Raw genomic sequence first — 17,584 nt, 5'->3', positions numbered from 1 at the left:
CAGCGGCGTACCGCTCCACGCCTCTCCACGCTTGGGTGCCAGAGGCGTACGGCTCCTTGCCTGCACTGGGGCGCCAGGGGCGTATCGCCCCACCCGGCCCCGCTGGGGTGCCAGGGCTGCACCGGCTCCTCCCGCTGGGGCGCCAGAGCCGTACCGCTCCACGCCCCTCCCGCTGGAATGCCAGAGCCGTACCGCTCCATGCCTCGCCCCACTGGGGCGCCATGGCCGCACCGGCTCCTCCCGCCGGGGTGCCAGGGCCGTACCGCTCCATGCCCCACGGAATCACGTGCCTCTCACCTGTGGTGGCAGCACAACGAAACAGTCGCGACACGCCTGACTGACCCGGGGGAAACACCCGGGAGGTTGCCTGAGGACAGTCAGCCCCCGCAGCAGGAGGAGCCGCGCACACCATGGAAGAACTCGTCGTCATCGGCAACGGGATGGTCGGCCACCGGCTGGTCGAGGCCCTCCGTGACCGCGACACCGCCCGCCGGTGGCACGTCACCGTCGTGGGCGAGGAGCCCCGCACCGCCTACGACCGGGTGGCCCTGTCCTCCTACTTCGACGGCGCCAGCGCCCACGACCTGTCCCTGGGCGACCTCTCCGGCCCCGCCGTCGACGTGCACGTCAACGAACGCGCCACCGCCGTCGACCGCGCCGCCCGCACCGTGACCACCGCCTCCGGACGCGTACTGCCCTACGACCGGCTGGTCCTGGCCACCGGCTCAACCCCGTTCGTGCCACCGGTCCCCGGCCACGACCTGCCCGGCTGCCACGTGTACCGCACCATCGAGGACCTGGACGCCATCACCGCCTCCGCCCGGGGCGCCAGCACGGGAGTGGTCGTCGGCGGCGGACTCCTGGGCCTGGAGGCCGCCAACGCCCTGCGTCTGCTGGGCCTGGAGGCGCACGTGGTCGAACTCGCCCCCCACCTCATGCCCGCCCAGATCGACCAGGGCGCCGCCGCCCTCCTGCGCACGCTGGTCGCCGACATGGGCGTGCGGGTCCACACCGGCACCGCCTCGACGGCCGTCGAGGCCTCACCCGGGGGCCGCGCCGCCCGCCTGGTCCTGGACGGGGGCTCCCACCTGGACACCGACCTGGTCGTGTTCTCCGTCGGCATCCGCCCCCGCGACGATCTCGCCCGCGCCGCCGGACTCGAGGTCGGCGAACGCGGCGGCATCGTCATCGACGACACCTGCACCACCAGCGACACCCGCGTCCACGCCATCGGCGAGGCCGCCAACCACCAGGGCACCGTCTACGGCCTCATCGCCCCCGGAAACGCCATGGCCGAGGTCGTCGCCGACCGCCTCCTGGGTGGCCGGGCGACCTTCACCGGCGCCGACACCTCCACCAAACTCAAACTCCTCGGCGTGGACGTGGCCAGCTTCGGCGACGCCCACGGGCGCACACCCGGGGCCCTGGACGTGGTCGTCAACGACGCCGCCGGCGGCCGCTACGCCAAACTCGTGGTCTCCGACGACGCCACCACGCTGCTCGGCGGCGTCCTGGTCGGAGACGCCTCGGCCTACGCCACCCTGCGCCCCCTGGTCGGATCACCCCTGCCCGGGGACCCGCTCACCCTGATCACCCCCGAGGGCACCGCCGACCTGGGCACGGACTCCCTGCCCGACTCCGCCCAGATCTGCTCGTGCAACGCCGTCACCAAGGGCGACCTCACCCGGGCCGTCGCCTGCGGCAACCACGACGTCCCCTCCCTCAAGGCCTGCACCCGGGCGGGCACCAGCTGCGGCTCCTGCGTACCCGTGCTCAAACAGATCCTTGCCCAGTCCGGCATCGAGCAGTCCAGGGCCCTGTGCGAGCACTTCCCCCAGTCGCGCGCCGAACTCGTCGAGATCGTCCGGGCCACCGGCACCGCCACCTTCTCCGCACTGATCGCCGCCCACGGCAGCGGACACGGATGCGACATCTGCAAGCCCACCGTCGCCTCGATCCTGGCCTCCCTGGGCAACGGGCACATCCTGGAGGGTGAACAGGCCACCCTCCAGGACACCAACGACCGCTATCTGGCCAACATCCAGCGCAACGGCACCTACTCGGTCGTGCCGCGCATCCCCGGCGGCGAGATCACCCCCGACAAGCTCATCGTCATCGGAGAGGTCGCACGCGACTTCGACCTCTACACCAAGATCACCGGGGGCCAGCGCATCGACCTGTTCGGCGCCCGCCTCGAACAGCTGCCCGCCATCTGGGCGCGCCTGGTGGAGGCCGGGTTCGAGTCCGGGCACGCCTACGGCAAGTCGCTGCGCACCGTCAAGTCCTGCGTGGGCACCACCTGGTGCCGCTACGGCGTCCAGGACTCGGTGGGCCTGGCCATCCGCCTGGAGGAGCGCTACCGGGGTCTGCGCTCACCGCACAAACTCAAGTCCGCCGTCTCCGGATGCGCCCGCGAGTGCGCCGAGGCCCGGGGCAAGGACTTCGGAGTCATCGCCACCGACCAGGGGTGGAACCTGTACGTGGGAGGCAACGGCGGCTTCACCCCCCGTCACGCCGAACTCCTGGCCGCGGACCTGGACGAGCCGACCCTCATCCGCTACATCGACCGGTTCCTGATGTTCTACGTGCGCACCGCCGACCGGCTCCAGCGCACCGCGCCGTGGATCGAGTCCCTCGAAGGCGGCCTGGACCACCTGCGCGACGTCGTGGTCCACGACACACTGGGTATCGCCGCCGAACTGGAGGAGGCCATGGACCGCCACGTGGCCTCCTACGCCGACGAGTGGGCTGCGGTCCTGGCCGACCCGGACAAGCTCTCCCGGTTCGTCTCCTTCGCCAACGCCCCCCACACCCCCGACCCCACCATCAGCTTCACCACCACCCGTGACCAGCGCGTACCCGACACCTCGTCCGTGAACCTGGGCATGCCCGCCCGCCGACCCCAGGAGGCCACCCGATGACCGTCACCACCGCCCCGGCCACCACCTGGACCGACGTCTGCCCCGCGCACCTGCTGCGCGTCGAAGACGGAGTGGCCGTACTGCTCCCCGACGGCAGACAGGCCGCCCTGTTCCGCACCCGCGACCACCACCTGTACGCGGTGGACAACATCGACCCCCGAACCGGAGCCGCCGTCATCTCACGCGGGATCGTCGGCGACAGGGCCGGAGAACCCACCGTCGCCTCACCCATGCTCAAGAACGTCTTCTCGCTGCGCACCGGGCACGGCCTGGACGACGAGGACACCCACCTGACCACCTGGCCCGTTCGCCAGCGCGGCGCCACCGTGCAGATCGCCACGGAGGAGGGAACACCGTGAACCCCGTCCCCGCCGTTCCCGAGGACACCATCCCGGCCCAGGCCGCCGAACCCGCCACCACCGCACCACTGGCCGGTTTCACCGTGGCCGTGACCGCGGCCCGCCGCGCCGAGGAGCTCAGCGCCCTGCTGCGCCGCAAGGGCGCCCAGGTGGTGGCCGCGCCCGCCCTGCGCATCGTGCCGCTCAGCGACGACCAGCGCCTGGCCTCGGTCTCCGAGGAACTCGCCCGACGCCCCGCCGACGTCGTCGTGGCCACGACCGGCATCGGCTTCCGGGGCTGGGTCGAGGCATGTGAGACGTGGGGCACCGCCGAACAGCTCCTGGCCAGCCTGCGCGCCTCACGCCTGCTGGCCCGCGGCCCCAAGGCCCGCGGCGCCATCCGCGCGGCCGGACTCACCGAGGAGTGGTCACCGCCCTCGGAGTCCTCCGCCGAAGTGCTGGACCACCTGCTCGACCAGGGCGTCGAGGGCCTGCGCGTGGCCATCCAGCTGCACGGCGAACCCCTGCCCGACTTCACCGCCGCGCTCCGCATGGCCGGAGCCGACGTGGTCGAGGTGCCCGTCTACCGCTGGACCCAACCCGAGGACACCGCCGCCCTGGACCGGCTCATCGAGGCCGTCACCAGCGGGGGAGTGGACGCGGTCACCTTCACCAGCGCGCCCGCCGCCGCCGGACTGCTCGCACGCGCCCACACCACCGGTCACCAGGGCGGCCTCGTCCGCGCCCTGCGCGGCGACGTCCTGGCCATGTGCGTGGGGCCGGTCACCGCCCGGCCGCTCATGGCCCACGACATCCCCACGGTGTGGCCCGAGCGGGCCCGCATCGGCTCCCAGGTCCGCAAGCTCTCCGAGGAACTGCCCGGCCGCTTCCCCGCCCTGACCGTGGCCGGACACCGCCTGCGCCTGCGCGGCCACGCCGTCCTGGTCGACGGCACCGTCCGCACGCTCTCGCCCACACTGATGCGGCTCGTGCGCGCCCTGGCCCACCGCCCCGGACAGGTCCTCGACCGGGCCCGCCTGCTCACCTGCCTGGGAGAGGACGCCGACGCCCACGCCGTGGAGACGGCCGTGGCCCGGCTGCGCACCGCCCTGGGCGACCCCAGGATCGTCCAGACCGTGGTCAAGCGCGGCTACCGGCTGGCACTCGACACACCCGACTGCACCGCCTGATCCGCACCAGGAAGGACGGGGCGGGCGCGCCCGCCACGCGATGAACCGAGACACCCTGATCCTGGCCGTCCACGGCACCCGCGACCCCCACGGCACCGCCGTCGCCCGAACCCTGGCCCGCGACGTGGCCGAACTGGTCAGCCAGCCCACCAGGCTGGCCTTCGCCGACGTGCGCACACCCACGGTCGGCCAGGTCGCGGCCCGGACCCCGGGCCCCCTGGTGGTCGTGCCCGCGTTCCTCGCCTCGGGCTACCACGTGCGCACCGACATCCCACACCAGCTCGCCCAGGCCGGGCGCGCCGACGCCGTCGTCACCCCGGCTCTGGGCGACCATCCCGCGGTCCTGGACACCGCCGTGCGCCGCCTGGTCGCCGCCGGACACCGCCCTGGCGACGCCGTCGTGCTGGCCTGCGCCGGAACCTCCGACCCCCACGCCGGTGCCGAACTGCGTCAGGCCGCCTCCCGCCTGTCACGACGCCTGGCGGCCCCGGTGGAGGTGGCCTTCATCGCCACCGGAAGGCCCACCGTCACCGAAAGGGTCGCCCAGCTGCGCGAGCGGGGCCACCGGCGGGTGGCCGTGGCGACCTGGTTGCTGGCTCCGGGCCTGTTCCATGACCGGCTGGCCCACACGGGCGCCGACCTGGTGGCCGACCCCCTGTGCCCGGACCCGGCGATCTCCCACGCCGTGGTGGCCCGCTACCAACGGGCCGCTATCAGCCAGCCCGCCTGAGCGACCGCTGGCGTCACGCGGCGCGGGACTCCTGGTCGACCTCCCAGCGAAGGCGTGGTCGGCCCGGGGTCCCGGCGTGCCCCGGGACCCCGGGCCGGTCGTCGAAGGTTCGGGGCGGACACCTGCACCGCCGGGAACAGCGAGGGGTCGACCACCGCGTCGGTGCCGTTCGGTCAGCGCTCGAGGGTCGGACCGGCGCTCCAAGCTCGCTCGGCACAGGGGCCCGGAACCGTGGTCCCGTCCGGCGCGCATGTCCCCTGGGGTGGAGGCGGGGCTCAGCTCACCCCTCGGTGAAGCGCAGCTGGTACAGGGCCGAGTCGGAGCTCGCTATCGCCTGGCAGGCAGCGAAGTGCGGCTTGGAGTCCGGGTGGGCGATGGCCGCCCGGAAGGCCTCCTCACTGCTCCACTGGGCGTAGTTGCACACCCGGGTGCCGTCGAGGCTGGCGTGCACGCTCGCCGAGACGAACCCGGGGAGGTGGCGCATGACGTCATCCGTCGCCTCGCGCAGGATCTCCAGCAGCCGCTCGTGGTTCTCGGGCTCGACGGTGAAGGTGTTGACGAGGGCGACGCCGTCGCGGTCGGTGCTGATCACGGGCATGGCTGGGATACCTCACTTGGACGGCTCGGGCGGCGGACACCACGGCTCGCGGGTCACCATCGGTCTCGTGGTGTCGGCGCGCGGCTTCGCACCGTGGCCCGCCTCACAGTCATCCCAGCGTAGGGTGCGTGTACTGCAAACGACTGGCCCTGAAATGGTGTGTCGTACGCGTGCGGTGAGGCACCACGGAGCAAAGTCGGTCGAACCGGCCGTCCGTCTCGGGGTTGTCCATCCAGAGGCACCGGACAACACCAGATCGTCGCGAAGCACCTCACTAACGCGAAGCCCCCGCACCGAGCCGACCCGTGGTGACCAGGACCCGCTCTCCAACACCCGGCGCCTGTTTCCTGGAAGTGGGAGTGGGGCGGGAGCCCGCCTGGCATCCTGGTTGACGTGCCTGGTCGTCATGAACACACCGATGCCGCGTGGGCCCTGCTCGCCCCGTCCCCGCCCACCGACGCACTCAGGGGCCAGACGTGGGTCGATCAGCGCGAGGCCGTCGACGGGATCCCGTTCCCGGCTCGGCGACGCCTCGCGGGTGCCGCCAGAAGAGGGGCACGGCCCGGAACGAACCGGACGGGCCTGCGGTCAACGGACGCTCCCGGGGCGGACAGACCACCGAGGTTCAACCGCTCGCCGACCAGGACCCGCGCACGCTGGTCCTGACCACCGGCCCCCGGGCCCGCGCGGGGGCTCTCTCATCCCCCCACCTGCGAGGCGATCCGGGCACGCCCGCGCGGGCTCCAGTGGTCCACCCGTCCGCTCGGAACCCGACGGCCGCGACACCCGGACCGCGCGGGTCGCCTCGATCCGAACCCGGCTTCGCTGGCCCACCCTTTCCACGGTCCCTGGCCGGTGGGACGAGTGGCTGGGGCCCGGCCGGTGTCCCGCAGCGCAACGCTTTGCACGGAGAGAGGACGGCGGATGGAACACGACTCTTCGGACGCGGTGCCGCGAGGCCGCGCGGGAACAGGCGGAACCCGCTCCGGGGCCTTCGGTTGGAGCGTGGGAGGCCGGTGAGCGTGGAACCCGTGGAGTTCGGCCCCGCGTTGAGGACGATGCGGAGCCGTCAGGGCCTGTCCCTCGGAGACCTCGCGCGCCTGGTCAACTACAGCAAGAGCCATCTCAGCCGGGTGGAGAACGGCAAGAAGCAGCCGACCTCGGACCTGGCCCGGCACTGTGACGTGGCGCTGGGTGGCGAGGGCAGTCTCGTCCGTATCGCCATGAGCGTTCCGCGCCGCGTGAAACAGGCCATGACGGCTCCCACGGTGCGGCAGCTCCCGCGTTCGGTCACCGACTTCGTCGGGCGGGTCGATCTCCTTCGGCGACTCGACGGAATGTGCCCGGAAAGCTCCGACGGGCGGTATCGAGGCTCCCCGCTCGTCCTGGTCGACGGACCCGCCGGGATCGGCAAGACCGAGACGGTACTGCGCTGGGGGCACGTCGCGGCGGAGAGGTTTCGCGACGGCACCCTCTTCGCGGACCTGAACGGGTTCCGGCAGGGTGGTTCGCCCCTCACCGCCGAGCAGGTGCTCCACCGTTTCCTCCACGACCTGGGCGATTCGGGCGCGGCTCTGAAGGGGAGGGACGCGCAGCAACTGGGGGTTCGCTTCCGTAGCCTGCTCACCGGAAAACGCATGCTGATCGTCCTGGACAACACCACCCGGCCCGAGCAGGTGCGCCCCCTCCTGCCCGCCAGTCCCGGCTGCATGACCGTTGTCACCAGCCGTAGCCGTATGCCGGGCCTGCTCGTCAGAGACGGTGCGCTGCGCCTTCACGTCCCGCCCATGGATCCCGAGGAGAGTCTGGAACTCCTGGCCACCCTCGACCCCGAGAGCCGCCTGGCCCAAAGGCCCGAGTACCTCGACGCGTGCGGGCACGTACCCCTGCTCGTCCGCATCGCCTCCCGGCGGAACATGAACCCGGAGTTCTACGACAGCCCCTGCCGTTGGGAGAGCGCCGCGATGCTGCGGCTCTTCTCCACGGGCGGTGACGACTCCACGTCCCTGCGGTCCCTGCTGCTGGGGTCGTACGAGGTGCTGACCGAAGAGGCCACCCGGGCCTTCAGGCTGCTGGGTACCCGCACCGAGGGGTGGTGCACGGCCCGCGACGCCGCGAGACTCCTGGACACCGGACAGTCGGCGGCCGAGGAGCTGTTGTCCGAACTGGCCGACCTGCACCTGATCCGGTACCGGGACGGGTGGTTCTCCTTCGATGCCCTGCACCGTGCCTTCGCGATCGAACGGGCGGGCGCGGTGAAGTCGGAGCGGCGCGACGGACCTGTGTAGGCCGCTCGCAGGTGTGGCGACTCAGCACCGGCCTCTGTGCGGGACACGGGAGGGGGAGGTGCCGCGCGGTGGTGCCCACCGTTGCAGCAGCGGAGAACGGCCGACCCGAAGGGCGCCGTCCGGCCTTGGGATGTCCTCGCTCGTGGAGGAATGCCCCTTAGTCGCATTTATCTGCGACTTCGCCGTTTCTGTGCGAACAAGGGCCGTTGTCTGCGATCTCCGAAGAACAGGCAACGGACAACGCCTCCCCAGCGATGTCGAAACGAATGCAGACTTGTCGTCCATCGGTGATTGAGGACGGACACGTGCAACTTCCCTCCGCTTCGACGACAGGAACAAGGGGATCGCGCCATGGGGCGAGCGCACTTTCGCCAGTCGGCCGTGCACCGCCACCGATCCGACCCGCTCCGGCAGGTCAGCCCGGAGACGAACTCCGACACCAGTGGCGGGTCGCCGGACCATTCGGCGAGTGTGATTCCCTCCGTCCCCTTTCCGCGGATCCGCCGACGCGTGTCCACAGGTCCGTCCTGGACGAACAACGGTCGCTGTCACAACAGACCCGCCGTGATCCACATCAGTGCCAGCTCATGAGCGCACCAACCAGAACGGGCTAGTCGATGGGCGATGTCAGGCTCGACAGATACCAGGAATACATCAAGCGGCACGGGCTCACGGAACAACAGGTACTGGACCAGGTCGACGAGACGTTCGGAGAGCCGCTCCTCGTGGTCGCCGCGGGATCGGTCATCTCCGGATTCGGCAACGACACCAGTGACCTCGACCTGTACACCGTCGTGGAGGACGACGTGGCCAGCCTGCTTCCGCTGATGTCGTATCCGAACGGCGCACGTGTCGACGCGGTTCTCTGCGGCGCCCGACAACTCCTGGACAGCCACCGCGAACTCGGTTCGGACACGTGGCCCCCGCGGGAGGTGAAGCCGGGGGACATCTGGGCCAAACGCAAGGCGATCGACGCCATCACCAGGTACGGGCTGGGCCTTCCGCTCTTCGGCACAGACCGGTGGACCGCCTGGCAGCAGCGCCTGAAGACCGAAGTCCACGGGTGGATGAGTGACTGGCACGCGGTGGACGCGTACCGCATGCGGGCGGCGGCGAGGGCCCTGCTGCCCCACAAGCCCCTCGTGGCCGGAATCCGGGCGGGCGACGCGCTCATGGCGGCGCTCGAACGCCACGCGGTCGCGCAGGGAGAACCGTACTTCAAATGGAAGTGGCTGGGGGAGAAGCTGGAACGCCTGGGGGACTCGAAGGCGCTCTCGGCCTACGAACAGGCGCTGAGTCCTCCGCTCTCCGAAGTCGACGTGCCGCGCTACGTCGAGAGCACGGAGGAACTGCTCCACTCCTATCTGGGCGGTGTCGACACGAGCTCCTGGCGCCTGAGCCTGCAACCGGCGGTCGGCACCACCTGGGAGTCGTTCGGGGAGGAACACCTGGTCTCCCGGTGGGGGCTGCGGGCGGCGGCGATCTCAGCGGGAAGCAGCGTCGGTGAGCCCGGCACCTGGACCTATCGCCTCTCTGAGACGTGGGATCCGGACGTCGAGGCGCTCTTCAGTGAGGACATGCTCTGGCTCGGCGTACAGCAGGCGGGACAGCTCCCAGGTCAACCGGAATGAGGAGGACGAATGAACGTGCGGCGCAGCATGTTGGTCACCGGTGCCACCGGAGTGGTCGGCTGGGAACTGGTACAACAGGCACGCGCGGCGGGTTGGGACGTCGTCGGCTGTTCGGCGCGGGGGAGTGACACCAGTACCGCCTGGCGCATGGGCAAGGAGCCACCGCCCGCGGGACTGGACAGGCAGTGGCAGGTCATCGTGCACGCCGCCGCCCGGCCGCGTTGGAACCTTCCCCAGGACGAGGCGGTCAGTGGCAACCTGGCACCCGTCGCGGCGCTGGCTCCGCTGGTGGGCCGGGGGACGCACGTCATCCACATCTCCACCGCGTATTCGATCGGCCTGCGAGGGGACACACGTTCCGACTCCCTCCATGACTACCGCAACACGTACGAATGGTCGAAGGCCGCGGCGGAGCGAGAAGCACGGGAACGCTACTCGGCGAGCATCGTCCGCCCCCCACTGATCCTTGGACGCCGTTCGGACGGAGTGGTCAGGAGACGGAGCGGGCTCTACTCCCTGCTCCAGGCATCGGTGACCGGAGCCCTCCCCGTGCTCGTGGGAGAGCCGGACGCCGGCTTCGAGGCCGTCACCACCTGCGACGTCGCCAAGTGTGTGCTGGCGATCGCCGACGGGGGGCCCGCCGCACGTCCCGTAGTTCTGGGCCGCGCGGAACACGCGGCACCCGCGGGGGAGATCTGGGATCTCGCCTTCGCCTCGCTGAACGAATGGAGAGTCGAGCGCGGAGCGGGTGAACTGGAGGCGCCCACCTTCATCACACCTGACCAGTGGAACCGTTTCTACTTTCCCTTCGCCAGGCCCCACCTCTCCGATCTCCAACTGCACACCATCGACCTGCTCAGCGAGTTCATTCCCTACCTCTCCCGGGTCGATCCGATCGGCGTGAACTGGTACGTCGATCCCATTGAAGCCGCCCTGCCCGCCATCGTGCGGAGCTGGGCCGAGCGGTTGCCCGGCCTGGCGATGCGAAGCCCACAGCCCTGGACGGTCAAGGAGCAGGTATGACGGACGCGTACGCCTTCGAAGCCGCGAGGGTTTCTGCCTGGTCGGACACGTCGCATCTGATCTCGCAGGGCAGCATCGACGAACTCGCCACCCACGCCGAGGAGAACGACAGGTCCGGCAGACTGGCGGATCGCAGCATCGATGTCCTGCGTGAGGCCGCATACTTCGGCCTGCCCGTCCCTCGGGACTTCGAGGGGCAGGGAGCGACAGTCGAGGAGTGCTGCGCGGTACAGCGTCGGATCGGGGCGGCTGATCCCGCGCTGGCGATCGCCACGAGCATGCACCTCTTCTCGGTCGGGGTCGTCGTCGAGCACTGGAACCGCAACCACGACGAGGCGTGGATGCTGTTGGAGGCGATCGCCAGTCAGCAGCGGATCGTGAGCAACGCGTTCGCGGAGCCCGGACTCGCCGGAGCGCTCACGCGGTCGAACTGCGTCGCCCGTAGATCCGGTGAGGACTGGATCCTCGACGGACTCAAGGTGCCCTGCTCGCTGGCGGAGCGCAGTGACCTGCTCTGTCTGCAGATGATGGACGAGCAGGACGGGGAGGACGCCCTGATGGTCGCTCTGCTCGCGACCAGGAGTCCCGGAATCCGGACGGAACGCACCTGGAACACCCTCGGGATGAGAGCGACGGAGTCGGACTCCGTGCGGTTCGAACAATGCAGGTTCTCCGATGACCTGGTCTTCCATCGGACGGAGCCAGGATCCCAGAGCGACGAGGTCTTCGCCGCCGGCATCGCCTGGTTCTGTGTCGCCTCGACCGCGTCCTACCTGGGTGTCATCTCGGCGGCCGTCGACGAGTCCCGCGCCGCTCTCCAGAAGTCCCGGATCACGCACCTGAACGCGTCACGGGCGCAGCTCCCCTCCTTCCAGGGAGCACTCGGCGACATCATGTCCCTGGTGCTGCCGATGGAATGGGCCTGTGCGGGACTCGCGCGTCAACTGGGCGAGAAGGGCACCGATCCGCGTGCCCTGATCCCCTCGGCGCTGGCCCTCAAGCAGCAGACGGCCCAGCTGGCGACCACCGCCGTGGCGATGGCGGCCGAACTCGTCGGCGTGGGGTCGTACTCGGCGAACGGCAAGGTGGCGCGGCTCCTGCGAGACGCCCAGGCGGCCCGCTACCACCCGCCCACCCGGTTCGCCACACGACAGCTCCTGGGGCGTTGGGCCCTCGGTTTTCCGTTTGGTTTCGAGCTGGACGAGAAGCCGGTTGGAGACCACTGACATGCTCGAACCCGTCGATCTCATCCGTACCCACCAGTCCTCCGGTCGGTCGTTCCTCCACAACATCATGGGGGCCGTCGACCCGGAGGTCTCGGGGAAGGGGCAGTGGATAACGAGCCGGGACGGCAGCCGCTATCTCGACGTCGGTTCCTTCGGGGTGTTCCTCCTCGGCCACGGGCACCCCGGGCCGGTCGGCGCGGTCGCCCGGCAGCTGGACCTCATGGCCGGTGCCAGCAGGACCCTTCCCAACCCGGTCAACGCCCGTGCGGCGGCCGCGCTGGCGGGGGCGGCACCACCGGGCCTGTCCAAGGTGCTTCTTCTGAACTCCGGGTCCGAAGCAGTGGAGGCCGCGCTGAAACTCGCCAGAGCCCGCACCGGGCGGACACCCCTGGCGCACCTCTCCGGCTCCTTCCACGGCAAGAGCACCGGCGCGCTGAGTCTCACCGACGCACGCGCGTTCCGACAGGGAATCGGCCCGTTGTTGCCGGAGGTGGTGAGGCTTCCACGCGACGACGCCGCCGTGGCCGCCGATCTGATCGAACGCCACCGGCCGGCCGCCGTGTTCGCCGAACCCGTACAGGGCGAGGGCGGCATGTATCCGCTCGAACGGGAGTACGCGGCGGTCCTGCGGGAGGCGTGCACTCGATCGGGCAGCCTGCTGGTCTTCGACGAGATCCAGTCCGGTCTCGGGCGGTGCGGAACGTTGTGGGCTCATGAGGGTCTCGGCGTGCTCCCCGACATCCTGCTCAGCGGGAAGGCGCTGGGAGGCGGTGTCATGCCGGCTTCGGCGGTGATCGCCACCGAGGACGCGTTCCGTCCGTACGACCTCGATCCACTGCTGCACACCTCCACGTTCGGCGGAAACCCCCTGGCGTCGGCCGCCGTTCTCGGTGCGCTGGAGGTCATCGCCGAGCTGGACGTCCCGACAAAGGTCAGGCGTGCGGGTGAGTCGCTGAGGGAGATCCTGGACCGGCTCGTCTCCCATTGGCCCACGTTGTTCTCCGCCGTGACCGGGCGCGGCCTCATGCTGGGCCTGCACTGCCGAAAGGCGGATGTCACGGCCGAACTGATGCGGGAATCCCTGACCGAGGGTGTGCTGCTGACGATGTGTCTCACCACTCCGACCGTGCTGCGATTGACGCCGTCCGCCTTCATCGACGCCGACGAACTGGAGTTCCTGGGGCGGAGGCTGGACATCGCGGCCGCGAGAGTGGAAAGAGAGCTTGCCTGACTCCTTCGCGGTCCCGTTGCCGTCGGCGCGAAGCGCCTGAGGGTCACCGGCCCGGAGGAGGCAGTCCCCCTTGGCCTGGGCGGGGTTCTCCTCCGCCCGGCTGTCATGCCATGGCCTACTTTTCCGAACAGGAGTCATATGAGTGTTCGAAGTACGAGTGGGCTGCGGTCCCACGTCTGCCGAACCAGTCACGGTGCGGTGATCACACTGGTGATCATTCAGGGATCCCTGGAGGACATCGCCGGTGGAGTACGCGCTGGCCAGTGGCGGATGGTGGCGGCGCAGACCCGGCAGCTGGTTCTGGCGAGTCTCCAGGTGAGCGGGCTCGAGTTCGGGGGTGAGCCCTTCTGGCAGGAGAACGGCGGGGCCCTCGACCAGATCAGTTGTGCGCCGGAACCGCTCCGCGTCCAGGGGTTCGCACTCGTCCACGAGGCGAACGAACTCGCCAGCGACCCCTCAGGGGCCGATTCCTGGCTGGCTCGACTCGAGGAGTGGGCCGGTCTGGTGCAGAGGGGGCTCGGCGTGGACGAGAACCTGCCCGAGCTCCGTTCCCCCCAAGGAATGTTCGGAGGGCTCCGGTTGGTCCGGGGGTGGACCGAAACCGTCGACTCCCTTGGACTCCCGCCCCTGCTTCCCAGCGACTGGACGAAGCCACTCTAGGCAGCATGCCCGACCGCCGCGCCCGGACCTCCCGGAAACCCGCCAGCTCGAGCGGCTCGACCCCTCGTTCCCCGTCAAGTGAGCCGATCTCCATGAAAAGGAAGCGTCCATGCCGATTGTGACAGTGACCGAGCGTTTGCAGGTGTCGGCGGAAAAGGTCTGGGACCTGGTGTGTGACGTCGCGTCGTACCCGAGGTTCATGGAATCGGTGATCAGCACCAGCGTGCTGTCCGAGTCCGCTCTGGAGAACGGCCAGGTCGAGGTCGTGACCGAGTGGGAGGTGCAGATCAAGGGGTCCGTACTCAAGTGGGTCGAGAGGGAGATCCGCTACCCGGAGCGCTGGCGTATCGACTACACCCAGCAATCCGGCGACCTGGAGGTGTTCCAGGGATTCTGGCAGGTGGTCCGGGTCGACGACGAAGTGACCGAGGCCACGCTCGAGGTCGAGTTCGAGATCGGCGTGGCGATGCTCAAGCCCATGCTGGAGCCCGTGGCCGCTCGGGCGATCGAGCGCAACTCGTCGGACATGCTGCTCTCGCTGGGCCGACGGGTCGGCGTATGACGCCGAGCCTGCGGGTGGAGGGACTCACCAAGTCCTACGGTGAGCAGCAGGTGCTGAGCGGCGTCGACCTCGTTGTCGGGCGCGGTGAGATCCTGGCGATACTGGGTGCCAACGGAGCCGGGAAGACGACCCTGCTCTCCGTCATCGCCGGAGTCACCTCGCCCAGCGCCGGTCGGGTACGCGTCCTCGGTGTCGACGTGGGGGCGCATCCGAAGGCCGTGCGCGGTCGGATCGGTCTGGCGGCCCAGGACACGGCCGTCTATCCGACCCACACCGTCGTTGAGAACCTTCGGTACTTCGGAACCCTGGGCGGAGTCCGCCGTGGTGAGTTACGCGCGTCGGTCGAAGCCGTCATGGAGGCTCTCGGCCTCACCGGGCTTCGTCGCACCCTGGTTCGGAACCTGTCGGGAGGACAGCGACGCAGGTTGCATGCGGGGTGCGCACTCGTGCACAAGCCGGAGATCATCCTGCTCGACGAACCCACCGTCGGAGCTGACCCCGAAACCCGACGCGATCTGCTGCGCCTGGTGACCTCGATCGCCCGGGACGGGGCCACCGTGATCTACACCTCCCACTACCTCGGAGAGATCGAGGAGCTCGACGCTCGTGTCGCCGTGCTCTGCGGGGGCAGGTTCCTCGACGAGGGCCGCGTGGGAGACCTGGTGTCCCGGCATGCCAGAAGTGAACTCGTTCTCCAGTTCGACGGATCCCCGCCAACGATGAGTTGGCCCGGGGCGAGGGTGGACGACGACCTCCTCCGCCTTCCGACGTCGGATCCCGCCATCGACATCATCAAGGCCGTCGAATTGGTGGGTGTCGAGCGCGATCGACTGCGCTCCGTGGACATCTCCAGGGCCAACCTGGAGTCCGCCTACTTCAACATCCTGAAGACGGAGCCAGGCCGGTGACCAACGCACTGTCCGTTCTCCGACACGACCTGATCTGGTTGCGCCGGGATCCGGTGCCGTTCGTGACCCTGCTTCTGACGCCCTGCCTGCTGATGTCCTTCACGGCGCCGCTGTACGCCGTCGTCACGTCCCAGTTCGGCTATGACGACGCGAGCGGTGCGGACTTCTCGGTTCCCGGTATGGCTCTGATGTTCTCCTTCTTCATGGGCGGGGTCATCAAGGAGTCCATCTTCCGTGAGTTCGAGCTGAACACCTGGAAGCGGGTGCGGGTCTCCGGTCTCTCCGCCAGGGATCTCCTCGGCGGAAAGGTGCTCCTGGGCGGGACTCTGGTCCTCATGCAGTCCTCGGTGCTGTTCCTGGTGGGGTGGCTGCTGCTCGGCCTGAACGTGCGGGGGAGCGTGGTCGCCCTGGTCGTGCTTCTGGTCGGAGTCGCGGCGTGCGTCGTCTCCTTCTCCCTGGCGCTGTGCGCACTCGCACGCTCTCGTAGCCAGGCGTTCGCCTACGACCGGGTGGTCACTCTCCTGTGGACCGTTGTCGGGGGCGCTCTGGTCCCGATCGACCTGATGCCCTCCTGGGTGCAGGCCCTGGCCACGGTCACCCCCGTGTACTGGGCCATCACGGGGTTGCGCGAGGTCATCGTCGGCGGCGGCGACCTGCGTCAGGTCGTGCCGCCGGTGGTGTGCCTTCTCGCCTTCTCCTTCGTGTTCGCCATGATCGCCTTCTGGCGCGTGTCCACGAGGGTCGACAAGGAGTTCAGGTCGTGAGCGTTTCGAGTTCCCTGGATCCCTGGGAGATCCTGAGAGTCGTGCCCTTCGGAGGTGAGAGACCAACGGACGAAACGGCCGCGTGGTCCCGCCGGACCCTGGGTCCCGACCATCCGGACGGTGCCCGACCCCTGCTCCAACGGCTGCTGCGACGGGAGCTACTCGCTCTGTAGGAGCTCCCGCACGGCCGTGTACGAGGTGTGGGCCCGCAGCTTCTCGCGCAGCCCCCTGAGCTCGGAGGCTGATCGAACCGAGTCGACCGAGCTCAGGCACCGGGCCGCGTGGCGTGCGGTGGCGACCGCCGCGTCGAGGTCCCCCAGGGCCAGATGCGCCTCCGCGGCACGCACCAGATAGATCGCGTGGCTACGCGGGAACTCCGTGTCCCCGGGGTAGGCGGCGGCCATGGCGGCCTCGAAACGGCGCAGGGCCTCGGCCGGGTCGCCCAGACTCAGGGCGGCCGACCCCGCGATCATCTCGATCTCGCCGTGGTCCACCCAGTACAGGACCTCGGGATCGTCCTCATGTCGGCCCTGGTCCAACGCCGTACGCGCCAGGTGGAGCTGGCGCGCGCACTCCCGCTTCGCCCCGGTCGTGGACAGCGCGCGGGCGGTGCGGGCCGCGAGCATGGCGTGCATACGCGGGGTGGCCCTACCCCGCACCTGCGCGTGTGCGACCTCCAGCAGGTTCACCGCCCGGTCGCCCGGTCCCGTGGAATAGCACTGGATCGCGGCGAACGAAGCGGCGTAGGCACCGCCCACGGGGTCGTTGGCCTCGGCCGAGGCGCGCAGCGCGCCGTCGAAGTACCGGCCCGCCAAGCCCGGTTTGCCCTGGTCGAACGCGGCCCATCCCACCTGTCGCGAGGCCTCGGAGGCCATCGCGTACAGGCGGGTCACGGTGGCTCCGTTGTAGCGGCCCGAACGGATCAGCTTGATGATGAGCGCCAGTTCGCCGCGGGCCAGGTGCAGCACGTCGCCGCTGCCGAGTTTGTCGTCCAGGTGGCGCAGGTGGTCGAGTCGGTCTCCGATGTGTGCCAGGAGCCCCGGACCGCCGGGGACGTCGAGCGGCTCTCGGGGCGCCGACTCCAGCGCCCTGGCCCAGCTGCTCGCCGAGACCGACAGGGCCTGCGCCACGGTGAGGGGCTCGCGCCGGTCCACGTGCCCGCCCTTCAACAGGCCGGTGAGTACCGCCATGCTCTCCGGTCGCTCCCAGACCAGCCCACAGGTGCCGGGGGTGGGGTCGTGCAGGGCCCTGGTGAAGCGGCCGCCCGTGCTCAGCACCCCGTCGTAGGCCCTGGCCACCTCGGGAGTCAACGCCCTGTTTCCGTTCTCGATGTTGCGCAGATAGGTGGCACTGAACCCCGCCTCGCGTGCGAACCGAGCCCAGACCAGTCCCGATGCGCGGCGCTCCTGCCGCATCTCGTCGCGCAGTCGATCGGACATGCAGGGCGCCTCCGCTGTGGAATCGGTGCTGGATCGGCTCTCGCCATTGTCCTCGGGAGGCCGCGGGGTTGTACT

At 69.9% G+C, this 17,584-nt stretch carries 15 protein-coding genes; 13 read left to right on the top strand and 2 right to left on the bottom strand.

Translation table 11 applies throughout. The annotated features are described in order from the left end of the window. The first annotated feature begins 410 nt into the window (after positions 1-410). From nirB to ADX84_RS03600, 4 genes are read left to right on the top strand one after another with little or no spacing between them, the layout of a single operon-like run. Positions 411-2,921: a nitrite reductase large subunit NirB gene (nirB, locus tag ADX84_RS03615; RefSeq protein ID WP_049567418.1), complete on the top strand. Its 2,511-nt coding sequence runs from the start codon at positions 411-413 to the stop codon at positions 2,919-2,921. Further along, positions 2,918-3,280 (top strand): nitrite reductase small subunit NirD, encoded by a 363-nt coding sequence (nirD, locus tag ADX84_RS03610; protein WP_049567416.1) that lies wholly within the window; start codon positions 2,918-2,920, stop codon positions 3,278-3,280. The genes nirB and nirD overlap by 4 nt, the downstream gene beginning before the upstream one ends. A gap of 29 nt (positions 3,281-3,309) precedes the next feature. After that, complete coding sequence (locus ADX84_RS03605; protein ID WP_369801051.1) at positions 3,310-4,449, top strand: uroporphyrinogen-III synthase; 1,140 nt, start codon at positions 3,310-3,312, stop codon at positions 4,447-4,449. Between the two features lie 40 nt (positions 4,450-4,489). After that, a complete protein-coding gene (locus ADX84_RS03600; protein ID WP_049567411.1) occupies positions 4,490-5,179 on the top strand; it encodes a sirohydrochlorin chelatase in 690 nt (229 codons plus the stop codon). 280 nt (positions 5,180-5,459) lie between these two features. Here the strand turns inward: ADX84_RS03600 and ADX84_RS03595 are convergent, their stop codons facing one another. Beyond that, positions 5,460-5,777, bottom strand: a complete 318-nt coding sequence (locus ADX84_RS03595) for an antibiotic biosynthesis monooxygenase family protein (protein WP_049567409.1) — start codon at positions 5,775-5,777, stop codon at positions 5,460-5,462. A gap of 1,016 nt (positions 5,778-6,793) precedes the next feature. Here ADX84_RS03595 and ADX84_RS03590 point away from each other — a divergent pair. The 9 genes from ADX84_RS03590 (at position 6,794) to ADX84_RS03550 (ending at position 16,070) form a co-directional block, all read left to right on the top strand. Beyond that, entirely contained in the window at positions 6,794-8,065 is a 1,272-nt protein-coding gene (locus tag ADX84_RS03590) for an XRE family transcriptional regulator (RefSeq protein ID WP_049567407.1), read from the top strand. 617 nt (positions 8,066-8,682) lie between these two features. Beyond that, entirely contained in the window at positions 8,683-9,696 is a 1,014-nt protein-coding gene (locus ADX84_RS03585) for a hypothetical protein (protein WP_049567405.1), read from the top strand. Between the two features lie 9 nt (positions 9,697-9,705). Beyond that, the gene (locus ADX84_RS03580) at positions 9,706-10,719 is read left to right on the top strand and encodes an SDR family oxidoreductase (protein WP_049567402.1); all 1,014 of its coding nucleotides are present in this window, start codon (positions 9,706-9,708) and stop codon (positions 10,717-10,719) included. Next, positions 10,716-11,945 carry an acyl-CoA dehydrogenase family protein gene (locus ADX84_RS03575; protein ID WP_049567400.1) on the top strand — a complete coding sequence of 410 codons (1,230 nt, stop codon included), beginning with the start codon at positions 10,716-10,718 and terminating at the stop codon, positions 11,943-11,945. Before ADX84_RS03580 ends, ADX84_RS03575 begins: the two co-directional genes overlap by 4 nt. After that, positions 11,932-13,176 (top strand): aspartate aminotransferase family protein, encoded by a 1,245-nt coding sequence (locus ADX84_RS03570; RefSeq protein WP_199776461.1) that lies wholly within the window; start codon positions 11,932-11,934, stop codon positions 13,174-13,176. The genes ADX84_RS03575 and ADX84_RS03570 overlap by 14 nt, the downstream gene beginning before the upstream one ends. A 198-nt stretch (positions 13,177-13,374) precedes the next feature. Continuing rightward, entirely contained in the window at positions 13,375-13,836 is a 462-nt protein-coding gene (locus ADX84_RS03565; RefSeq protein ID WP_049567394.1) for a hypothetical protein, read from the top strand. Between the two features lie 109 nt (positions 13,837-13,945). Further along, positions 13,946-14,398 carry a type II toxin-antitoxin system RatA family toxin gene (locus ADX84_RS03560; RefSeq protein ID WP_082206277.1) on the top strand — a complete coding sequence of 151 codons (453 nt, stop codon included), beginning with the start codon at positions 13,946-13,948 and terminating at the stop codon, positions 14,396-14,398. Then, a complete protein-coding gene (locus tag ADX84_RS03555) occupies positions 14,395-15,306 on the top strand; it encodes an ABC transporter ATP-binding protein (protein WP_049567387.1) in 912 nt (303 codons plus the stop codon). The genes ADX84_RS03560 and ADX84_RS03555 overlap by 4 nt, the downstream gene beginning before the upstream one ends. Further along, a complete protein-coding gene (locus tag ADX84_RS03550; protein WP_049567384.1) occupies positions 15,303-16,070 on the top strand; it encodes an ABC transporter permease in 768 nt (255 codons plus the stop codon). Before ADX84_RS03555 ends, ADX84_RS03550 begins: the two co-directional genes overlap by 4 nt. 158 nt (positions 16,071-16,228) lie before the next feature. Here the strand turns inward: ADX84_RS03550 and ADX84_RS03545 are convergent, their stop codons facing one another. Next, the gene (locus tag ADX84_RS03545; protein ID WP_049567380.1) at positions 16,229-17,509 is read right to left on the bottom strand and encodes a helix-turn-helix transcriptional regulator; all 1,281 of its coding nucleotides are present in this window, start codon (positions 17,507-17,509) and stop codon (positions 16,229-16,231) included. Between the last annotated feature and the right edge of the window lie 75 nt (positions 17,510-17,584).

The sequence above is a fragment of the Nocardiopsis sp. SBT366 genome (assembly GCF_001083815.1).
Classification (GTDB): Bacteria; Actinomycetota; Actinomycetes; order Streptosporangiales; family Streptosporangiaceae; genus Nocardiopsis; species Nocardiopsis prasina.
This window is presented reverse-complemented; position numbering and strand designations above follow the sequence as displayed.